This window comes from Ruegeria sp. BE10 (assembly GCF_056538905.1).
Map to the genome: position 1 here is coordinate 778779 of NZ_JBQFTX010000001.1, position 19292 is coordinate 798070.

The following is a 19292-nucleotide window of genomic DNA, read 5'->3' on the forward strand; positions in this document are numbered from 1 at the left end:
TCCCCTGCCCTGACTGTGCGATATCCCGCGCGACTGACCAAGATATAGGGCCGCCCGACATGATCCTCTACCCCGCCATCGACCTCAAAGACGGCCAGGCCGTGCGCCTGCTGCGCGGTGAAATGGACAAGGCCACCGTGTTCAACGACGATCCGGCCGCGCAAGCCCGCGCCTTTGTCGAGGCCGGGTGCGAGTGGCTGCATCTTGTCGATCTGAACGGCGCTTTTGCGGGTGAGCCGGTCAATGCCGCGCCGGTCGAGGCCATTCTGAAAGCCTGCAACGTGCCCGCGCAGTTGGGTGGCGGCATTCGCGACATGGCCACAATCGAAACCTGGATCGAAAAAGGCCTCGCTCGCGTAATTCTGGGTACGGTTGCAGTGGAAAACCCCGATCTGGTGCGTGAAGCAGCAAAGGCATTCCCCGGCAAGGTCGCTGTGGGCATTGACGCGCGGAACGGTATGGTCGCCACCAAGGGCTGGGCCGAAGAGACCGACGTTCAGGTCACCGATCTGGCCCGCAGTTTCGAGGATGCAGGCGTCGCAGCCATCATCTACACAGACATCAACCGCGATGGCGCGATGCAGGGCCCGAATATTGAAGCAACCGCCGATCTGGCCCGCGCCGTCTCAATCCCGGTCATTGCCTCGGGAGGTGTCAGTTCGCTGGATGATCTCATCGCCCTGCGCGATTGTGGCGTCGAATTGAACGGGGCGATTTCTGGTCGGGCGCTCTATGACGGAGCCCTCGATCTGAAAGAGGCCTTAGCCACCCTGAGCAACTAGAGCGGGTCCGAATGCGCCAGCAAGAAGTGCAGCTGGCGCATTCCTGATGTTATTGAGCCGCGACCGAAGTCAGTTTGGCCAACGCACCGCGCATCTTTTCGATGACCGGAGATTTCTCGACGTCGTCAAGCTCATCCATGGTCTCTTTCGGGTCTTCATAAGCCAGCCAAACCTGACCGTTTTCATCCTCATAGGCTTGAACTTTCAGTGGCAGGAACAATCCCGCCCTCGGGTCGATCTGCATCGCGGGCGTTCCCAGCGCCGGGTTGCCGAAGATCAGCACCTGATTGGCTGGGATACTCAGCCCGACCTTTTCCGCACCAGCCGCGTGATCGACGCGCGCAAATACGGTCGCGCCTGCATTGCCAACGGCGGCTTCAAGTGCATCCATTACCTCGGGCACGGATTTAGCTGTGTTTACCTTGATGATATCGTCTGCCATCGCTGCGACGGTCCCCCCAAATACAAAAGCGGCTGTCAAAAAAAGTTTACGCATCTCTTTGATCTCCTGATGAATTTGGGCGCAGTGTTCACAGTTTTGAACCGGGTGGCAATCACATCTCCGGCATCGGCGAGGCTTTGCCGGTTACGAATTAAATGGGTTTCAATGGGCCCGCCGCGACCGATGACAAATCGTGAACAATTCCACGTTTCCGGTAAGAGTTTGCACATATCAGCCGCAAAATAGTCTTATTCCGTCGCTAGGGCTGAACCGCAATCTAATGCCGGAGTTTCATTGTGTCCGTTTCAAACGTATCTCAACCGACTGAAAATTGGCGCTATTATGCTCCGGTCATCAGTTTTTGCGCGACAATTTTTATCAGCGCCAGCCTTCTGTTTTTTGTTCAACCGCTTTTCGCAAAACTCGTCTTGCCCAAAATCGGCGGTGCACCGGCGGTTTGGACAACAGCTATGCTGTTTTTCCAACTTATGTTGATCATGGGATATCTGTACGCCCATATCCTGACTCGGTGGTTTAGCCTGCGTTGGCAACTTGTTACACATCTGGCCCTTTGGCTGATCGCCCTCAGCTTTTTACCCTTGGCCACGCAAGAAGGCTGGAGATTCGATTCTTCGCAATCTATTGCCCTTCAAACGCTGATTCTGTTTGCGGCAGGGGTAGGCGTTCCATTTGCAGTGCTGTCCGCAAATGCCCCGCTTCTTCAGGCATGGTATTCGCGCTCAGGCGGTCCATCGGCCAACGATCCATATTTTCTGTACGCAGCCAGCAATGTTGGATCGCTGCTGGCCCTGTTGGCGTTCCCACTGATGGCCGATCCTTTCTTTGGTGCGCAAGACATCAGCCTGTTCTGGTCCGTCGGATTTGTCGTGTTTGGTATTCTTATGGCCGTCAGTGGTGTGTTTGCCCTTCGTGGTGGAACCGAACCTGTCGCCGTACATGAACCGCAAACGACAGGCAGCGCCCTGAGCGTCAAGACAATTTCCACTTGGGTGTTCATTGCATTCATTCCGTCATCCCTGATGCTGGCCACAACAACCAAGCTCAGCATCGATCTTGGTGCCATCCCGCTAATCTGGGTTCTGCCACTGGCGACATATATCCTGACCTTCATTCTCGCTTTTACCAAATGGCGTCGCGTCACCCTGGATAGTCTGAAAGTTCCGGTTTTGATCGCGCTGGCAATCGCCGTGGTCCTGCTGTCCAAGGTTGCACCGACGCACAAGGCCTTGGCGTTGATGATGCTGTATGTTCCGATCCTCTTTCTGGTCGCCCTGTTTGCGCATAGGCTTCTGTATGAACTTCGGCCACCAGCCGAGCATCTGACCGTCTTCTATCTGGCGCTTTCGGTTGGAGGGGCTTGTGGAGGCCTGTTCAACTCGATCATTGCGCCGGTCTTCTTTGACCGCGAGATCGAATTCGCCCTGACACTCATTGCGACCGGTGGACTGTTTCTGCTGCACGCAGGTACTTTCAGTATCCGTCACGTTGCCATTGGAATCATTGCGTCGATTCCGCTGTTGTTCGTGACAGGCGCACTGCGCTTCAGCCTCGTGTTCGACTCTCGCACACTTGGTATCTTGGTGGCGTCCTCACTTGTTGCCGCAGTGCTACTGGCCTTTAGAAATGCCCCGACCCGATTGGCGACAGTTCTGCTGATCGTTTTGGCACCGAACCTGATCTCGAAGACTCAGGTCTATTTCCGCGATCGCAGCTTTTTCGGAACCCACGCCGTCTATGATTTTAAAGAGTTCCGGGTCTACAAGAACGGAACCACCGTACACGGCTGGCAAAGGCAAACACCGCCTAGTACGCGGCCGGTTGGGTCTTCGTATTATCATCCGAACGGGCCAATGGCCGAAATCCTGACATCGGAATACGGCCAGAACTCGGACAATGTCGCAATTGTCGGCCTTGGGACCGGTGCGTTGGCTTGCTATGGGCAACCGCATCAGACGTGGGATTTCTTTGAGATCGACCAAACCGTTGATCGCATTGCACGCGACCCTGAGCTGTTCACGTATATGTCCACATGTGCACCGGACACGACCACCCATCTGGGCGACGCCCGGATCGTTCTGGAATATCAAAAGTTCGACTTTGATATCATGGTGCTGGACGCCTACAGTTCCGACGCGATACCGCTCCACCTGATCACGCAGGAGGCAATCGAGGTCTATCTGAACCATCTGGATCAGGATGGCACGTTGGTCTTCCATATCTCGAACCAGTATTACGATCTTTCACCGCAACTGGCGCGAGCCGCAGCAACGCTGAACCTGCACGCGGCACTTCAAATGGACGATGCCACCGAGGAAGAAGAAAAAACCGGCGCGTCTGACACGCATGTCGTCATCCTGAGCCGAGACAAAAATCGCATCGAATCGTTCATCGATACCGGCAAGTGGGAGCCTTTGGTCACCGACGGTCAGGTTCCGTGGACGGATGACAAGGCGAACCTTCTGTCGGCCCTCAAGATACTGCACACAAACTGATTGCACATAACGCAACCTGTGCCCCGCCACAGTCAGGCTGTTCAGCACTGGCATCGGCGGGGCTTTGTAGGTAGAGGTGCGGCAACAAAGGATGCCGACATGCTGAAAACCCGCATCATTCCCTGTCTGGATGTCGCTGATGGCCGTGTGGTCAAGGGCGTGAATTTCGTTGGTCTGCGTGATGCCGGTGACCCGGTTGAATCGGCCAAGGCCTACGACGCCGCCGGCGCAGATGAGATCTGCTTTCTGGACATCCACGCCACCCATGAAAACCGCGGTACAATGTTTGACGTGGTACAACGCACCGCCGAGCAGTGCTTTGTGCCCCTCACCGTGGGTGGCGGTGTGCGTACTAAAGATGACGTGCGCGCCCTACTACTGGCTGGTGCGGACAAGGTCAGTTTCAACTCGGCCGCCGTGGCAAACCCGGATGTGATCGCGGAATCAGCCGATCAGTTCGGCAGCCAGTGCATTGTCTGTGCCATCGACGCCAAGACCGTCAGCCCCGGCAAGTGGGAGATTTTCACCCACGGCGGCCGCAAACCCACCGGCATTGACGCGGTGGAATTCGCCAAAACCGTCGTCGCCAAAGGTGCCGGGGAAATCCTGCTGACGTCAATGGACCGCGACGGCACCAAGGCCGGGTTCAACCTGCCCCTGACCCGCGCGATTTCCGACGCAGTGGATGTACCAGTGATCGCTTCGGGCGGGGTTGGCAACCTTGACCACCTGGTCGAAGGCGTCACTGAGGGCGGGGCAAGCGCCGTTCTTGCCGCCTCGATCTTTCATTTCGGCGAATACACCATCCGCGAAGCCAAGGAACACATGACCGCCGCAGGTATCCCGATGAGGCTGACATGAGTATTCTACACGATCTGGCCGCCACAATTGAGGCCCGCAAAAACGCTGATCCTGACTCCAGTTGGACCGCCAAGCTACTGGCAAAAGGGCCCGAGAAATGCGCCGAAAAATTCGGCGAAGAGGCCGTCGAAGCCATTATCGAGGCCGTCAAGGACAACAAGGCCGCGCTTACGGCAGAGGCGGCGGATGTGCTCTATCATCTGCTTGTCATGCTGGCTGCGCGGGATGTGGCACTGGATGATGTGCTGGCGGAATTGGAACGTCGTCAGGGCACCAGCGGCATCGCCGAAAAAGCCGCGCGCCCCGAGGGGTAATCGGCAGGGTTTCGTCATACCGCTCAACCCTTTATCATCGTGTTTCACGCTTTGCAGATCGAAGGGCATGCAGATGATCAAAGCTTTGGCCTTGGTGCTGGCCCTTGTGACGCTGGGCGCTTGTGCGTCCCCTCCCCCTTCGACCGGAGATGAAGTTCAACGGCTGGCCAGTGAAATACGCAGCCTCGGCCCCGATATCGACCCGGAAGAGGCTGACCGCGCCGCGCGTATTGCCTATTCCTATACGGCGCAATTGGTGCAGGAATACGAAATCACCGACCCTCCGTTGATCCACAACGCCAAGGTCAATAAGGGTCTGCGCCCGCGCGGGCTGTGCTGGCATTGGGCCGAAGATATCGAGCGCCGCCTGAAGCAGGAAAGCTTCCAGACGCTTGACCTGCACCGCGCCATCGCCAACGCCGACAACCCGTTCAGAATCGATCACAGCACGGCCATCATCAGCCGCAGAGGGGAAACGATGTATGACGGTGTGGTGTTGGATCCGTGGCGCTATGGCGGAGTGCTGTTTTGGTCGCCGCTGATCGAAGACACAAAATACGAATGGGTGCCACGCGACGTCGTTTTGGAGAAGCGCCGAGTGGAACAATACGGCGATCTCTTGCCCTATACCGGCGGCTAGATTTTGGACGAGATGACACCAGTGGCAAATCCGCCCATGCGCAACTCACCAAACAGGCGTTGATATTCGATCTTGGGGCAACGGTTCATCACCACATCCACCCCGCGCGCCTGTGCCTTGGCGGCAGCATCAGCGTTTTCGACACCGATCTGCATCCAAATGGTGCGCAGGTTCGGGAATGCGTCCAATGCCTCATCCACAATCGGCGGCACGGATTCGGAGCGGCGGAAGATATCGACCATATCTACGGGTTCAGAAATCTCGGACAACGACGCCCTGACGGTCTGACCAAACAGCTCTTTGCCTGCGTGGCCCGGGTTGACCGGAATGACCGTAAAACCCTTCAACGACAGATATCGCGCCACATAATAACTGGGGCGTACCGGGTTCATTGACACACCCACAACAGCGACAACTTTGGTGCGCTGCAGAATCTCTCTAAGGTGCTTATCGGAATAGTCGGCCATCTGCGCACCCTATGCCGTCCTTAACAAAGAAAAAAGCGCCCAGGTCGAACCTGAGCGCCAGTTGTTGGAACGAGGGACAGTGAAATGACCCGCGGCAGTTCCGTTCCGCGGTCACTGTGACATTTAGGCATAAATTGAGAGAAAAAAAGAGGGGATGCGCATTTTTGTGATGACAGATCACGAAAAGCGAAAACCCGCCTATTGCTCGTAAAGAATTACAGGCCAATGCGCTTCGGCCATACGGATATATTCCGTCCTGGCTTCACGCCACATCGCTTCGATTTCGGGTGAGTGGGTCAGATACAGCCGACCGTCCACGACCTGCCATGCCTTGGGATCGGTGCTAACAAGCGATCCATGCGCCATGGCATAGGCGCAATATCCACCGAATTGAGGGGCAAAGGCACGTGGATCACGTTCAAACGCGTCACGGTTCTCAGCGGTTGCAAAGTGCCATTGGGCCCCTTTCCAGACGACGGCGTATTTCGGCTGACCATGAACCGGAGCATCGCCATTGAAATACGACACCACGTCATACCCGGACATCGCGGTGCCATCGGTCACGTAGAAGACAGGTATCTCCTGCGCTGTTGCGGCAGGAGTGATCAAAGCGGCGGCAATCGCGCCCAGAAGAAAACGTCGGGTCAACATCACAGAAATCGGAACAAGGTCATCAGGGTCTCAAGATGCAAGTTTTATGACCAAGTGACACCCCACTTAACGGGCTTGTGATCACCTGTGTCGCCCAGGCGCCACATCAATCAAAGATGTCTTCGATGACATCCCATGCCTCATCCAACACGTGTGAGAAGACACTCTTTTTCTTTTTCTGCTTCTTTTTCTTGTGGCTTGCAGTCAGCTTTGCCGCACCACGCTTTGATTGGCTTTCGGACAATTTACGCTTGGGCATCATCTTGAGGTTATGCAATGGCGCCCCGCAGCTGGAACAGCTCAGCTCATGACGGTCCTGACCTTTCAGAACCAGCGCAGCGCGGGTCCCGCAATAACAACAGGTGGCGATTTTGGACGGGCTGGGAATGGCACTCTCCTGTCTATCTGTGCCTTGAGGCATATAGGGCAATTGCGGCAGCATTTGAGACGTTAAGTGACCCAAACCCGCCCGCTGCGTCGATTTTCACCAGTTGATCAACTGTTTCTTTGGTTTTTTGCCGCAAGCCCGGCCCCTCGGCCCCCAATACCAAGGCAACCGGCTGATCAAGTTTGCCACCCAACGCTGTCTCGATGGTTTCTTCGGCCTCACCATCCAGACCAAGAACCAGAAATCCCATGTTCTGAAGCTCGACGATGGCGTCGGCCAGATTGCGAACCCGCAAATACGGCTGACGTTCCAACGCGCCGCTAGCGGTTTTGGCCAGCGCCCCGGTTTCCGGCGCCGAATGGTGCCGCGTGCCGATAACCGCACTGGCCCCCAAAACCTCGGCTGAGCGCAGAATCGCCCCGACGTTATGCGGGTCGGTCACCCGGTCCAGCAGAATCACGCGAGGATGTTCGCGCCCGATGCAATTCTCGGCCAGCCCACCCCAATCCAGCGATTTAACCTCAAGCGCTGCGCCTTGATGGACAGACCCCGGATCAATCGGCGCGGTGAATTTGCGCGGATCGACCATTTCGACCTCAATCCCTGCAAAATCAATGGCCTCTGTCAGCTTGTCCCGCGCATTTCGCGTCACGATCAAACGCAGTTTTTGCCGCTTCGGATTCATCAACGCATCGCGTACAGCGTGAAGGCCAAACAGCCAGACAGTTTCGGACGCAGCCGCTTTGCGGGCTTGTTCTTTCTCAACGACCCACTTGGGTTTCTTCATTTCTTGGGCCTCCGGGCCGGGAAATCGGTTTCCTGCGTCAAAGCGGTATTTTCCTGTTGACGCTCCTTTAAGGCGCTAGTAATCACGCCTCCACGTCAGGTGCAACGCCTGACAGTGGGCGACAGGCCGCAAGGTGTGGCAGGGGACTGTAACTCCCTCGCGGAGACGCACGCCTGGTTCGATTCCAGGGTCGCCCACCATCTTCTTCTGATGGTGACAAAGTGCAAGGGGCCGTTAATTCGGCAGGCATTCCCATTCGTCTACCACCTGACCACCCCTAACCGCCAATACGATCCCGAACTGATTCAGCACAGCTTCGCTCTGGCTTGGGTGTAGCAGGGCGATGTCGCCAGGTTTGACAGGCGCATCAGGTGGGCCTGTCCAGACCTCCTGATTGGTTGAACGTCCGAAAATGGAGGAATAGCCAAAGCCGTTGGGAAATACCGGTTTAGCGCGGAAATACCCCCCGACAATCGCAAGATCGGTTTTGCGCCGGGCCAGAAAATCCAATCCCGGCAGCGAATTACCGGGCATGGTTTTCAAAACCGGAGTCGCGATGAACGCTGCGGGTTGAAATCCCTGTGTCGTTTTGTGGTCGAAATCTGTGGGTTTCACGAGGACCGACCCAAAAGCGATCTCGGTGGTCTTACCTGTTGTGCGGTAGGACTGAAAAGTCAGACTGCCACCCGTGTTGAGGCACAGCCCTTTGGCCTCATTCGGCAGGTTGGAAACGGCGAGATCGAACGCATCCGCGCTGGCCCGAAAGGCACGTTTGCCCAAAAAATGCGGCAGTTTGGCCAGATGCGCCTCGTACCCCATAACACCGGACAACCGCGCATTAGGGTTTGTCTCAATTTCTTGCGCAATGCACGCAACTTGATCTGGTTGAAAGCCACCGCGATGCAGGCCGATATCAACCTCAAGCGACAGGCGCAGGGCTAACTGACGATCCGCTGCAAGGGCCAGATAGGATTGCAACCGTTCCGACGAGTCGATCAGCCATTGAACCCGCGCAGCAGCGTCTGGACATTCGCTCAGAACCCGCGCAGCTGACCGGACCGGCAACGGTTTGCCGATCAAATGGTCGGCTTTCGGCTCGGCCTTCAAAAGCGCCAGCAGCATAGGCTCGGAAAACGTCATCAAACCTGAAGTTTGGATCAGGCCCCGAATATGATCCAGCAGCGGCAAACAAGGCAGGGATTTGGCGACCAATCGACGGCCCAACCCATCATCCGACCTGTCCACCGCCAAGGCACAATTTGCATCGATCCTGTCCAGGTCAACCACCGCGACCGGCTTGTCCACGCCATACGCACGCAGCGTTTCAGAGAGGGATTGCAGATAGTTCGTCATGGTCGAAACAGCCTGGCAAGCGCGGGCATTAGGAACTTGCCCGACGGGTCCAATTGTTCCCGCAGCGCGCAGAAACGGTCGAAGTCAGGATACATGGTGGATAGTTCTGCGTAGGCGAGGCTGTGCATTTTGCCCCAATGCGGTCGTCCGCCCGCTTCGACAAATAATGGCTCAATCGCGTCAAAGTATCGCCGGTGATCCTCGTCCGCATCTGTGTGGATTGCTATTGAAATGCGCGGCTTGCCCTGAAATGGGGATAGGCAGGCCGAGTCGCCCGCAGTTTGGCGGACTTCAATTGGGAAATAGATATCCTTGTGGTCGCGATGCAGCCGGGTAATGACCTCTTGCAGAACATCTTGGGCGACGTCGGGCGGCAGGTGGTATTCCATTTCTTTGAACCGAATATGCCTGTCACTGCACAGCACCCGCCAGCTTTCGCCCACATAGTCTTCGTCCGATTGCGCTATGGTCAGTAGTCGCAACAGCAAATCGCGTAGCCCACTGCTGAGCCGACCAACATTGCGCGCCAGCTTCAGCACTTTGACGGCAATCATGTCCAGATCACGTGGTGCCCTGCTTTCGGCTGCGTCTGAAATTTCATGGCGCAGCTCGACGGCCTTACCGGTGAAAGGGATATAGAAGAACTCGAAATTTCGGTTCTGTGCCCAGTTCTGGTGCATGTTGGCGATGCAGTCCTGCAGATCAGCCAATCGTACCCTTCGGCGCAGGTTGTATTTCGGCACGACCGAGATTTGGGCCTCGGTCAAAATGCCCAACATGCCCAAAGTGACTTGCGCCATCTCAAGCGGAAGGTCGTCGGTTGTCAGAATATCCCCACCCGCGCTGACCAGTTTTGCGGCGGTAATTTCCGCTGCCAGACAGGGCAGCGAGCGTCCGGTGCCGTGTGTGGCGGTTGATACTGCACCGGCCAAAGACTGTGTGTTGATGTCACCGAGATTGCGAAAGGCCATCCCCTGCCCCGCCAAGGCCGGAGACAAGTCGCGCAGCCGGGCATTTGCGTTCACCCAAACCTTGTCTTCCACGACTTCTCTCACCACTGGCAAGTCGATATCCGACAAGTCCAGTATCCGATCCCCACCGGCAACAATGGGTGTGAACGAATGACCCGCGCCTACAACCCGCAGCGTACCTGACTGCGCTACCGCCTGCTGTAACTCGGAAACCGAGGTCGGGCGTGTGATCGGCGTCTGCGCGCGCTGGTTTCCGGCCCAGTTGGTCCACATGTGCAATCTCCCCTTGGATCGAAGATTGCAGCACAGGTGGAACGAAACAAGTCAGGATTACAGAGGTTTACCCAACGAGAGGTTAACTCAGGCCGCAGCCGCGCGTTGCGCGTTGACCCGGTCGAACCAAGCAGAGATGGCTTCGAGGTTCGGCTCCAGCTGCTCGGCCGCGCCGCCGGTGAACTCTTGAAACTTTTCCTTGTTCAAACCGTTCACGCCGACCAGCACGGGGATATCCAGTGTCAACGCTTCGGCGATCACCGGGCGAAAACCGCGCCCGTCAGCCTCATGCTTGCCGAACTTGTTGATGATCAGCAACTGCGGCGCATCCTCAAGCGAGTTGGTGACATACCCCACAGCCCGCTCCAACGCAGCCGGGTCCAGCCGACAACCGCGCGAATGCTCGCCCAGAGATTGCGAGATGCGGATGGTCTCGCCGTCTGGCAGTACACGGACATCCATGTCGCATTTGCTGCTGTCGGCGCATTCGGTGTTAGTTTGAACCACGCCGACCAGACGGGCATCGTTGGCCAGAAGATGTTCGGCAACGGCGCTCAGCAGGCGGTCGGTCGCGCCGCGATCGGAGGTGGTAACATAGGCCAGATACATTGAAAGACCCTCATAGTCCTAAAGTGTGACTTTCCAGATAGCACGCATGACCCGGTCCGGCCACTCCTTGCGTTATGGCAGGGGCGAAAGGCCGATCACAGGCGCGTGCAGGTGAAGCAGAACCACAAATGCAGCCAAGGAAATCAGCGCGATCCCCAAGCCCGGCCAAGGTCGCGGCGCGCGCAGGGAAAACCGCGCCGTATTGCGGGATAGGCGTACCCATTCGATCCCCATATCGCGCGCCTTGCGCTGATCGATCAGCGCCATGCCCCACGCCGCAAAACCTGCAAAAAGACCGAATAAGATGACATGCGACAGGCTGCCATTCGCCAGAAGATGTGCCAAGGCCCACAGCATCATGGCAGCAAGAAGCGGGTGACGCGTGGTGCGCAGGATACCGGGGTTTTCGGGGTCGAACCGACGGTGACCCAGGCCGCCAAAAGAAAACGGATTTTGGATTGTCAAACCTGCCACCGCCAACCAGCACACCACAGGCATGGTCAACAGCGGCACCCAACGCAGGATGGGAAGCGGTGGAATTACTTCAACATAGGGCGCTTGCGCTGCGGCGACAATCAGCCAGCCCAAAACTAGCAGGGACAACGCGGAATAGGCTGTAAAATACCCCCTGCGTCCCATCACGTCGATCAACCGCCCGCGCACGACGGGTCGGGCGGGGATGGCGTGGGTCAGCAGAAAGGTGATCAGTGCGGCAAGGAAAAGAGCCCAACCCAGCATGGTATTCTCCGTCAATGTTGGCCCCTATTTAGGTCCGTGACGCGGCATGATCCTTGTCCGAAATCAAGTCGGGTGCGGCGCATGGGCTTTCCGCGCATGTTCTGGGCATATTGTTTCAACGCTTGCAACCCGACAATGAACAGGCAACCCTGCCTGCGGAGGACACCGATGCACCATTTCGATGAGATCTACACCATGGCTGCCAATCGCCACGGTGGGCCCGACGCTTTGCGGGCCAAGCTGAGCAAACCTAAAAGCGTGGCTGAGTTGACCGCCCTGCCCGATGATCGCTGGCTGTCGATCATCACGAAATGCGTCTTTCAGGCCGGGTTCAACTGGAAGGTTATCGAAAACAAATGGGTAGGGTTTGAAGCTGCCTTTGATGGTTTTGACGTCGGTCGCTGTGCCTTTATGGATGATGAGAAGTTCGACGCCCTGCTGCAAGACACCCGCATTGTCCGCAACGGCACCAAGATCGCCACGGTCCGCGACAACGCCGCGTTTCTGTTGGAACTGCGTCAGGAAGGTGGCGTGGGAAAGGTGCTGGGCGGCTGGCCCTCGGCTGATTACGTCGGCTTGCTGGCGATGCTAGGCAAGCGCGGGTCGCGTCTGGGTGGGGCCTCGGCGCAATACGCCATGCGATTTGCCGGGCGCGACAGTTTCATCCTGTCGCAGGACGTCACCGCCCGATTGATTGCTGAAGGCGTGATCGACAAAGCGCCAAGCTCCAAGAAGGCGATGGCTGCCGTTCAAGACGCATTCAACACCTGGATGGACCAATCCGGGCGGTCGTTGACGGAAATCAGCCGGGTTTTGGCGATGAGCCTGTAAAACCGGTTGCAGTGTGGGTGCTTCACACTAGGCTCACTTCATGACCTGCCGCATTTTGATGATGGTTCTCCTTCTGCTTGCATCCTGCGGTCGCCCGCTGACCGAGCAGGAACGTGCTTTTGCCACCGCTGTTCAGGGCGAGTCGCTGAATCTGGATCGGGTGCGCCTGGTCGAGGGGGCTCCGGTCGCGCCAATCACGTTTTACCGCAAGGAACGGCCCCGTCTGGCCTGCCGTGAACGCATATTGCCAGCCCCGACCGAAGGGGTCGTCACAGCAAAACCCGCCGCCGTAGCCCTGTTCAACAAGGTCTATTTCACGCGTGAGTGGTATCTTGAGGACTATATGTCCGACTTCCCCGAGCAGATGAACCTAATCGCCGGAATGCTGCTGGCGCATGAGCTGACACATGTGTGGCAATGGCAAAACCGGAAAACCACAGGCTATCACCCTTTGCGTGCAGCGGCCGAGCATGGTGGCAACAAGGACCCCTATCTGTTTGATATCGAAACCTCGTCCGACTTCCTATCCTACGGGTTTGAACAACAAGGCGCGATTGTCGAGGAATATGTCTGCTGTCGGGCGCTGGACCCTCAAGCCCCCCGCACCCAACGCTTGCACGACATGCTGGGCGCGCATTTCGACATTTCACCCCTGCCGACCCAACCGCGTGAGCGTGACATCGTGATACCGTGGAGCGAGGCAAAGATCGAAGGTATTTGCCGTTAGACGTTACCCGCCCTGCAATGTTTCAAGATAGGCGATCAAATCCACGATCGGCTGGCTGGTCAGAATCGGCTGCCCCTCGGGTGTTTTCATCGAGGTATCCTGACCGTCGAAATATGGCCCATAAACTGGCATCGGGCTACCGTGGCTGACCAGCGGATCGCGCCCGTCAATCCGCGCAACAACGCGCGCAGTTGGGAAAACACCGTCTTCTCCGGCCAGCTTGGTCAGATCAACCGGCTGAATGACCAATATCCCTGCCATCGGCCCATGCCCGGTCGCATCGATTCCGTGGCACGTTGCACAATAGTGCTGATACAGCTCGGCCCCGGTATCCACATCCTGCGCCGCGACCTGCGCAGCGGTCACAAGCACTCCGAACGAAACGGCAGTCATTAGGGGTCTGGGCATCGCATCCTCCTGTCAAGATTGACATATACAGGCTTGCCCGAGGGCCGGCTTGGCGCAATGATCCAGATCAACGAAGCAGATGGGTACGGGCAATGACACAATATGCAGTTATCATGCTGGCCGCCGGGATTGGCGTTCCAATCCTTGCCGCTCTGAACGCGGCGCTTGGAAAGCTGATCGGATCACCGACCACCGCCGCCGTCATCCTGTTCGCCATCGCGTTCGGAGCATCCACGCTGGTGATGGTTCTTTTTACCGGCACGGGCGCGCTGCCCAAAGTCACGCAGGCCCCGAAACACCTGCTATTGGCCGGTGTCCTGATCGCCTTTTACGTCCTATCCATCACCCATGTCGCACCGCATTTCGGTGTCGGTAATGCGGTGTTCTTCGTTTTACTCGGGCAACTGATCAGCACGGCAGCCATCGACCACTTCGGACTTTTCGGCGCGCAAGTCACGCCACTGACATGGATACGCGCAGGTGGGATCGCCGTGATGGCCGCGGGCGTTGCGATCACTCAACTGGCCTGAGTAAACCGCCCTCCAACCGCAGCTTGCGGTCCATCCGCGCGGCAAGTTCCATGTTATGCGTGGCGATGAGTGCCGACAGCCCCTCGTCCCGCACCAGCGTCATTAATGCATCGAACACCTGATCCGAGGTTTCGGGATCCAGATTGCCTGTCGGCTCATCCGCCAGCAACACACGCGGCTTGTTGGCCAGCGCCCGGCAAAACGCGACCCGCTGTTGTTCACCGCCTGACAGCGCCGCCGGACGGTGATCAGCGCGAGGCGCAACACCGACGCGGTCCAGCAAAGACTTCGCCCGCGCTTGTGCCGCCGCCTCGGACACCCCGTTGGCCAATTGCGGCAAGGTGATATTCTCCAGCGCCGTGAATTCGGGCAGCAGATGGTGGAACTGATAGACGAACCCCACGTCCTGACGCCGCAATGCGGTGCGTGTCCGGTCGCCCTTACCCTTGACATTCTGACCCGCAATCTCGACCGAGCCGTCATCCGGCTGGTCCAGCAAACCGGCAATGTGCAAAAGGGTCGACTTGCCCGCACCGGATGGTGCAACCAGCGCCACCGCTTCGCCCGCGTGCAGTTCCAGATCGGCCCCACGCAGCACCTGAACCTCGCCCGGTGTGCCCTTCAGATAGGTCTTGGTCAGACCGCTCAATCGCAATGTCACATCATTCATAGCGCAGCGCCTCAACCGGATTCAGCCGCGCCGCGCGGCGGGCGGGGAAATAGGTGACGAAAAAGGACAGGCCCAGCGACAAGCCGATTGCCTTCAACACGTCCGACAGGTGCAGCTCGGCGGGCAGGGCATAGATGCCGCGAATGGAAGGGTCCCAGACACCGCCACCCATGACGTAGTTCACGAACGAAAAAATCGGGTCGATATAAATCGCGAACAAGCAACCCAGAACAACACCCATCACGGTGCCTATGATGCCGGTGAATGCACCGCAGATGAAGAACACCCTCAGTACGGATCCCTCGCTCAGACCGATGGTGCGCAGGATGCCGATATCGCGCCCCTTGTTCTTCACCAGCATGATTAACCCCGAGACGATATTCATCGCCGCAATCAACACGAGGATCGACAGGATGATAAACATCACGTTGTCCTCGACCTCTAACGCGCGCAGGAACCCGCCCGAGGCGTCCTGCCAGGTCCAGATCTGACTTCGTTCGCCGGCGGCCTCAAGAATAGGGATCAGGATCGGTGTCAGTTCTTCGGGGCGGTCAACCATCACCTCGATCTCATCCGCAACGCCCTCGCGGTTGAAAAAGCCCTGCGCCTGTTCGAACGGCATATAAACGCGGGTGCGGTCGATATCATAGCGCCCGGCCGAGAAGACATAGACCACCCGATAGGCATTCACACGAGGTGAGGTACCAAAGGCCGTCTTCACCCCGTTAGGGGACGTCAGTTTGACCGTATCCCCCACAGTTGCCCCAATACTGCGCGCCACGCCCGAACCGATGGCGATAACGTCCTCTCCATTCTGGAATTCGGAAAGATCCCCCACCGCCTGTTCGCTTTCGGCGACGCCAGGCAGGTCCAACAGGTCGTCAGGCTGAATGCCAAAGACCTCAACCCCGCTGCTGCGCTCGCGATTGGTAATCAGCACCTGCCCTTTGACCAAGGGCGCGGCGCGTTCAACGCCGGGCACCTGCGCAACGCGCTCAGCCACTCCGTCATAATCCGCGATGGTGCGGTCCAGGTTACCCTGCGCATCGAAATTACCCGCCGAGTAGACAGTGACATGCGCATTGGCCCCCAGAATGGTACCCACGAACTCGGATCGGAAGCCGGACCGAACGGCCAGCGTCGCGATCAGGGCAAACACCGCCAGTGTAATTCCGATCAGTGAAATCCAGGTCATCACGCTGACACCGCCCTCGGCACGGCGTGCGCGCAGGTATCGCCAGGCGATCTTCCATTCGAATGGGGCAAAGGGCGGGGGCGTCTTGGCCATGTCTGCTCCGGGGCTTTTTGGTTTGCGCGACCCTTTCGGCATTTGCCGGGATGGTCAAGGTGGTTATGCGCGTCCCGCCCGGCGATAGGCAATCCTGCGACTTTTATTGGCATGGCCCAATACGAATCACCCTAGGTGTCGGGAAGTTCGCTCTGGCGAAAGGAGAGAGAAAAGATCCAGATTACACCCTTGGTTGTGACCCCCTTCACAGACAACCCCCAATTGTTTCAGCTATGAAGTCAATAGGACCGTTGCGTGAGTTACTGAACTCAAAATGCAACATTGATTAAGCAATATTCTTTCGCCTTTTGCTTATTTTTTAAAACTTTGTCACCCTAGATGTAAGGGGGATATCATTTTAAGAGCGGGGGTCGCTCATGTTTGTAAAGAGTAATAAGGAATTGTTGGACCCGATTTTGGTCCGAAACGCATCTTCAGAACTGGATTGTGAAACAGCCGCATTGTTGCGCGCAGTCATTCGCCCTGTTTTCGACACAGCGGCAAGCTGGGCAAGTTTGACCGATATCCTGAAAGACAAAGGATACCGATTGGCATTCCGTCAGGGGCGGCTGTGCATTACGGATCGCACAACCGATCAACGGGTTTGTGGGATACGCTTTCTAGGGTTCGAATACAAAGATCTGGTCAGACGTCTGGGCCGTCCGATTGTCGTAGCACGCGGCAACAGTGCGGATGGTGAAATTCTGACGGAACGACCGGAACCGCAGTGAACCTAGAAAGACCGCCAGAACTGAGCCTTGCGGCGTAACGTCTTTGTCAGGCTGTAAAGCGCGGCACGCGCGATAGCGGGCTGCGATAGCGAATTCAGCAAAATGGCGCCTGAAACCCGAACCGGCAAATGGCCTTGCTTGTACCACCCAAAGCGCTGCGCGTCCGAGTACCCGGACAGATCGCAGAACTGACTGTAGTTTTTCAGCCAACATGCGGCCATTTCGGCCCCGGCAGCGTCTGTGTCTGCTGATACTCCACCGATCCGAAACAGTGATATTGGGGCCTGCAACCGCTGGCCGTAATGGCCAGACAGGATCATTCGCAAAACCATGTCATAGTCCGCGGCGATACGGAATTGCAGGTCGTGACCGCCCAATTCCTGAAACAACGCACGTTTCAGGACCATCGCATTGTGACCGAATGGTAAGCGCTGCAAGATGGATTTCGGGGTTAGCCGACGGGCATGACGGCGGTTGCCCTCATCATCGAAAAAGACGGTTTCACCATACACAAAATCGGGCTTATCGGGCTCGATAGCTTTTTGCACCCTCAACAGGCTGTCAGGGTCTGCAATCAGATCGTCCGAGTTGAGAAACAAGACATACTCGCCGCGACACCGATCAACCGCCTGGTTCATCGCGTCATACAGGCTTTTGTCTGCCTCACAGAAATACCGCACAGGAATGGGGTCGCCCGACTCCGAGAATTTCTGAATCGTGTCTTTCAGCAGGTCCTGCGTTCCGTCATCGGATTGGCCGTCCCAGATCACATGCTCGATGTCACGGAGCTTTTGCGACTGCACGCTGTCCAGGGCGGCGAGGACTTGCACCTCGCGCCCTGCTTCGATCAGGTTCCGCGTAACGGTGACGACCGAGATCAGCGGCCGATGATCCTGTTCAGGCGATTTGCTCATAGATTTCGGCAACTTTCGTGACGGCAGCTTCGGGGCTCAACTCCTCGCTTTCACCGGTACGGCGGCAGGTCAGCTCAACGACGCCGTTTTTCAGACCCCGCGGCCCGACGGTGATACGCCACGGCAAGCCGATCAGGTCCATGGTGGCAAACTTGCCCCCTGCCCGTTCGTTGCGGTCATCATACAGCGGCTCAAGACCCAGAGCGGTCAGCGCGCCATAGAGTTTGTCGCAGGCGGCGTCAGCCTCATCATCACCCTGCTTGAGGTTTACGATACCGCAATGGAACGGTGTTACGCCCTCGGGCCAGATGATGCCCTTATCGTCATGGCTGGCTTCGATGATCGCACCGATCAGACGACTGACACCGATGCCATGGCTGCCCATATGGACCGGCGTTGGTTTGCCATCGGGGCCCTGAACGGTAGCGCCCATCGCCTCGGAATACTTGGTACCGAAATAGAAAATCTGCCCCACTTCGATCCCGCGCGCCACACGGCGGCGATCTTCGGGCACCTGATTGAACAGCGCCTCGTCATGGGTTTCATCGGTACGGGCGTATTTCGAGGTGAACTCTTCCAGAATGGCCTGACACTGCTCTCGGCTGTCATAGTCGATCTGACGATCACCAAACGTCAGGTCGGTGACGGCGCTGTCATAGAACACTTCGGATTCACCCGTATCGGCCAGTACGAGGAATTCATGGGTGTTGTCGCCGCCGATCGGGCCGCTATCAGCACGCATCGGAATAGCCTGCAGGCCCATGCGCTCATAGGTGCGCAGGTAGGTAACCAGATGACGGTTATAGGCGTGCAGCGCGTCCTCTTTGGTCAGGTCGAAATTATACCCGTCCTTCATGTAGAACTCGCGCCCCCGCATCACGCCAAAGCGCGGGCGGATCTCGTCACGGAACTTCCACTGGATTTGGTACAACGTCAGCGGCAGGTCCTTGTAGCTGCTGACGTGGCCGCGGAAGATATCGGTGACCAGCTCTTCGGCCGTGGGCGTGAACAGCATATCCCGGTCATGCCGGTCCTTCATACGCAGCATTTCCTGACCGTAGTCATCATAGCGCCCGGATTCACGCCATAGGTCTGCCGATTGGATAATCGGCATCTGGATCGCGATATGACCTGCGCGCGCCTGCTCTTCATGGATGATATTTTCCAACTTACGCAGAACTTTGAAACCCAGCGGCAGCCAGGAATAAATCCCGGCCGATGCTTGCTTGATCATCCCGGCGCGCAGCATCAGCCGGTGGCTGACGATCTGGGCCTCGGACGGGTTTTCCTTGAGAACGGGCAGAAAGTAACGGCTGAGGCGCATTGTATGACCTTCACGGGTGAGAATTCGACTTCAAAGGTCCTTATTCCAAAGCCCCGCCGGGGGCAATCGGCCATTGGTTA

Annotated in this window: 23 protein-coding genes and 1 tRNA gene; 10 read left to right on the forward strand and 14 right to left on the reverse strand. The window is 57.3% G+C overall.

The features are described 5' to 3' along the window. Nucleotides 1-59: 59 nt before the first annotated feature. Complete coding sequence (gene hisA / locus ACR0M2_RS03855) at nucleotides 60-782, forward strand: 1-(5-phosphoribosyl)-5-[(5-phosphoribosylamino)methylideneamino]imidazole-4-carboxamide isomerase (RefSeq protein ID WP_170360311.1); 723 nt, start codon at nucleotides 60-62, stop codon at nucleotides 780-782. Between the two features lie 49 nt (nucleotides 783-831). Here hisA and ACR0M2_RS03860 read toward each other — a convergent pair whose 3' ends face one another. Next, nucleotides 832-1278, reverse strand: coding sequence for a DUF302 domain-containing protein (locus ACR0M2_RS03860; protein WP_254429466.1), 447 nt, complete (start codon nucleotides 1276-1278; stop codon nucleotides 832-834). A 416-nt stretch (nucleotides 1279-1694) separates the two neighbouring features. Here ACR0M2_RS03860 and ACR0M2_RS03865 point away from each other — a divergent pair, with 416 nt between their 5' ends. The 4 genes from ACR0M2_RS03865 to ACR0M2_RS03880 all read left to right on the forward strand — a co-directional run bounded on the left by ACR0M2_RS03865 (nucleotide 1695) and on the right by ACR0M2_RS03880 (nucleotide 5552). Next, nucleotides 1695-3737, forward strand: a complete 2043-nt coding sequence (locus tag ACR0M2_RS03865; protein ID WP_480704077.1) for a fused MFS/spermidine synthase — start codon at nucleotides 1695-1697, stop codon at nucleotides 3735-3737. A 99-nt stretch (nucleotides 3738-3836) separates the two neighbouring features. Then, a complete protein-coding gene (hisF, locus tag ACR0M2_RS03870; RefSeq protein ID WP_170374487.1) occupies nucleotides 3837-4598 on the forward strand; it encodes an imidazole glycerol phosphate synthase subunit HisF in 762 nt (253 codons plus the stop codon). Continuing rightward, on the forward strand, nucleotides 4595-4912 hold the full coding sequence (locus ACR0M2_RS03875) for a phosphoribosyl-ATP diphosphatase (RefSeq protein ID WP_170409106.1): 318 nt from the start codon (nucleotides 4595-4597) through the stop codon (nucleotides 4910-4912). Before hisF ends, ACR0M2_RS03875 begins: the two co-directional genes overlap by 4 nt. A gap of 73 nt (nucleotides 4913-4985) precedes the next feature. After that, on the forward strand, nucleotides 4986-5552 hold the full coding sequence (locus tag ACR0M2_RS03880) for a hypothetical protein (RefSeq protein WP_170409104.1): 567 nt from the start codon (nucleotides 4986-4988) through the stop codon (nucleotides 5550-5552). Here the strand turns inward: ACR0M2_RS03880 and ACR0M2_RS03885 are convergent. The 4 genes from ACR0M2_RS03885 to rlmB form a co-directional block, all read right to left on the reverse strand. Then, entirely contained in the window at nucleotides 5549-6019 is a 471-nt protein-coding gene (locus ACR0M2_RS03885) for a CoA-binding protein (protein WP_170409102.1), read from the reverse strand. The genes ACR0M2_RS03880 and ACR0M2_RS03885 overlap by 4 nt on opposite strands. Nucleotides 6020-6217: 198 nt before the next feature. Then, on the reverse strand, nucleotides 6218-6670 hold the full coding sequence (locus tag ACR0M2_RS03890; protein ID WP_170360318.1) for a YHS domain-containing (seleno)protein: 453 nt from the start codon (nucleotides 6668-6670) through the stop codon (nucleotides 6218-6220). Between the two features lie 106 nt (nucleotides 6671-6776). Beyond that, nucleotides 6777-7091 (reverse strand): hypothetical protein, encoded by a 315-nt coding sequence (locus ACR0M2_RS03895; protein ID WP_480704078.1) that lies wholly within the window; start codon nucleotides 7089-7091, stop codon nucleotides 6777-6779. Continuing rightward, nucleotides 7072-7845, reverse strand: a complete 774-nt coding sequence (gene rlmB / locus ACR0M2_RS03900; protein WP_480704079.1) for a 23S rRNA (guanosine(2251)-2'-O)-methyltransferase RlmB — start codon at nucleotides 7843-7845, stop codon at nucleotides 7072-7074. Before rlmB ends, ACR0M2_RS03895 begins: the two co-directional genes overlap by 20 nt. A 116-nt stretch (nucleotides 7846-7961) precedes the next feature. Between rlmB and ACR0M2_RS03905 the strand changes: the two genes are divergently transcribed. Beyond that, nucleotides 7962-8045: transfer RNA gene (locus ACR0M2_RS03905), tRNA-Tyr, on the forward strand. A 34-nt stretch (nucleotides 8046-8079) separates the two neighbouring features. Here ACR0M2_RS03905 and ACR0M2_RS03910 read toward each other — a convergent pair. The 4 genes from ACR0M2_RS03910 to ACR0M2_RS03925 form a co-directional block, all read right to left on the reverse strand. Then, a complete protein-coding gene (locus tag ACR0M2_RS03910) occupies nucleotides 8080-9198 on the reverse strand; it encodes an alanine racemase (protein ID WP_480704080.1) in 1119 nt (372 codons plus the stop codon). Further along, complete coding sequence (locus tag ACR0M2_RS03915) at nucleotides 9195-10442, reverse strand: D-arabinono-1,4-lactone oxidase (protein WP_480704081.1); 1248 nt, start codon at nucleotides 10440-10442, stop codon at nucleotides 9195-9197. The genes ACR0M2_RS03910 and ACR0M2_RS03915 overlap by 4 nt, the downstream gene beginning before the upstream one ends. Nucleotides 10443-10529: 87 nt before the next feature. Continuing rightward, nucleotides 10530-11051, reverse strand: a complete 522-nt coding sequence (locus tag ACR0M2_RS03920) for a DUF2478 domain-containing protein (RefSeq protein WP_480704082.1) — start codon at nucleotides 11049-11051, stop codon at nucleotides 10530-10532. Nucleotides 11052-11123: 72 nt separating this feature from the next. Continuing rightward, the gene (locus ACR0M2_RS03925) at nucleotides 11124-11789 is read right to left on the reverse strand and encodes an NnrU family protein (protein ID WP_170516475.1); all 666 of its coding nucleotides are present in this window, start codon (nucleotides 11787-11789) and stop codon (nucleotides 11124-11126) included. A gap of 168 nt (nucleotides 11790-11957) precedes the next feature. Between ACR0M2_RS03925 and ACR0M2_RS03930 the strand changes: the two genes are divergently transcribed. After that, the gene (locus tag ACR0M2_RS03930) at nucleotides 11958-12620 is read left to right on the forward strand and encodes a DNA-3-methyladenine glycosylase I (RefSeq protein WP_480704083.1); all 663 of its coding nucleotides are present in this window, start codon (nucleotides 11958-11960) and stop codon (nucleotides 12618-12620) included. A 40-nt stretch (nucleotides 12621-12660) separates the two neighbouring features. Then, nucleotides 12661-13347, forward strand: coding sequence for a hypothetical protein (locus ACR0M2_RS03935; protein WP_170360328.1), 687 nt, complete (start codon nucleotides 12661-12663; stop codon nucleotides 13345-13347). A gap of 3 nt (nucleotides 13348-13350) precedes the next feature. On the opposite strand, the gene ACR0M2_RS03940 is transcribed toward ACR0M2_RS03935, so the two are convergent. Next, nucleotides 13351-13755 carry a c-type cytochrome gene (locus ACR0M2_RS03940; RefSeq protein ID WP_170348001.1) on the reverse strand — a complete coding sequence of 135 codons (405 nt, stop codon included), beginning with the start codon at nucleotides 13753-13755 and terminating at the stop codon, nucleotides 13351-13353. A 92-nt stretch (nucleotides 13756-13847) separates the two neighbouring features. On the opposite strand from ACR0M2_RS03940, the gene ACR0M2_RS03945 reads away from it, so the two are divergent. Continuing rightward, the gene (locus ACR0M2_RS03945; RefSeq protein ID WP_170348000.1) at nucleotides 13848-14285 is read left to right on the forward strand and encodes a DMT family transporter; all 438 of its coding nucleotides are present in this window, start codon (nucleotides 13848-13850) and stop codon (nucleotides 14283-14285) included. Here the strand turns inward: ACR0M2_RS03945 and ACR0M2_RS03950 are convergent. Both ACR0M2_RS03950 and ACR0M2_RS03955 read right to left on the reverse strand, forming a co-directional pair. Further along, nucleotides 14269-14955 (reverse strand): ABC transporter ATP-binding protein, encoded by a 687-nt coding sequence (locus ACR0M2_RS03950; protein WP_480704084.1) that lies wholly within the window; start codon nucleotides 14953-14955, stop codon nucleotides 14269-14271. The genes ACR0M2_RS03945 and ACR0M2_RS03950 overlap by 17 nt on opposite strands. Beyond that, nucleotides 14948-16243 (reverse strand): lipoprotein-releasing ABC transporter permease subunit, encoded by a 1296-nt coding sequence (locus tag ACR0M2_RS03955; RefSeq protein ID WP_170395608.1) that lies wholly within the window; start codon nucleotides 16241-16243, stop codon nucleotides 14948-14950. The genes ACR0M2_RS03950 and ACR0M2_RS03955 overlap by 8 nt, the downstream gene beginning before the upstream one ends. Before the next feature lie 377 nt (nucleotides 16244-16620). On the opposite strand from ACR0M2_RS03955, the gene ACR0M2_RS03960 reads away from it, so the two are divergent. After that, on the forward strand, nucleotides 16621-16974 hold the full coding sequence (locus tag ACR0M2_RS03960; RefSeq protein ID WP_170347997.1) for a hypothetical protein: 354 nt from the start codon (nucleotides 16621-16623) through the stop codon (nucleotides 16972-16974). Nucleotides 16975-16976: 2 nt separating this feature from the next. Here the strand turns inward: ACR0M2_RS03960 and ACR0M2_RS03965 are convergent, their stop codons facing one another. Beyond that, nucleotides 16977-17888, reverse strand: a complete 912-nt coding sequence (locus ACR0M2_RS03965; protein WP_480704085.1) for a glycosyltransferase family 2 protein — start codon at nucleotides 17886-17888, stop codon at nucleotides 16977-16979. Further along, nucleotides 17872-19212, reverse strand: coding sequence for a proline--tRNA ligase (gene proS, locus ACR0M2_RS03970; RefSeq protein WP_170360340.1), 1341 nt, complete (start codon nucleotides 19210-19212; stop codon nucleotides 17872-17874). Before proS ends, ACR0M2_RS03965 begins: the two co-directional genes overlap by 17 nt. Nucleotides 19213-19292: the final 80 nt, after the last annotated feature.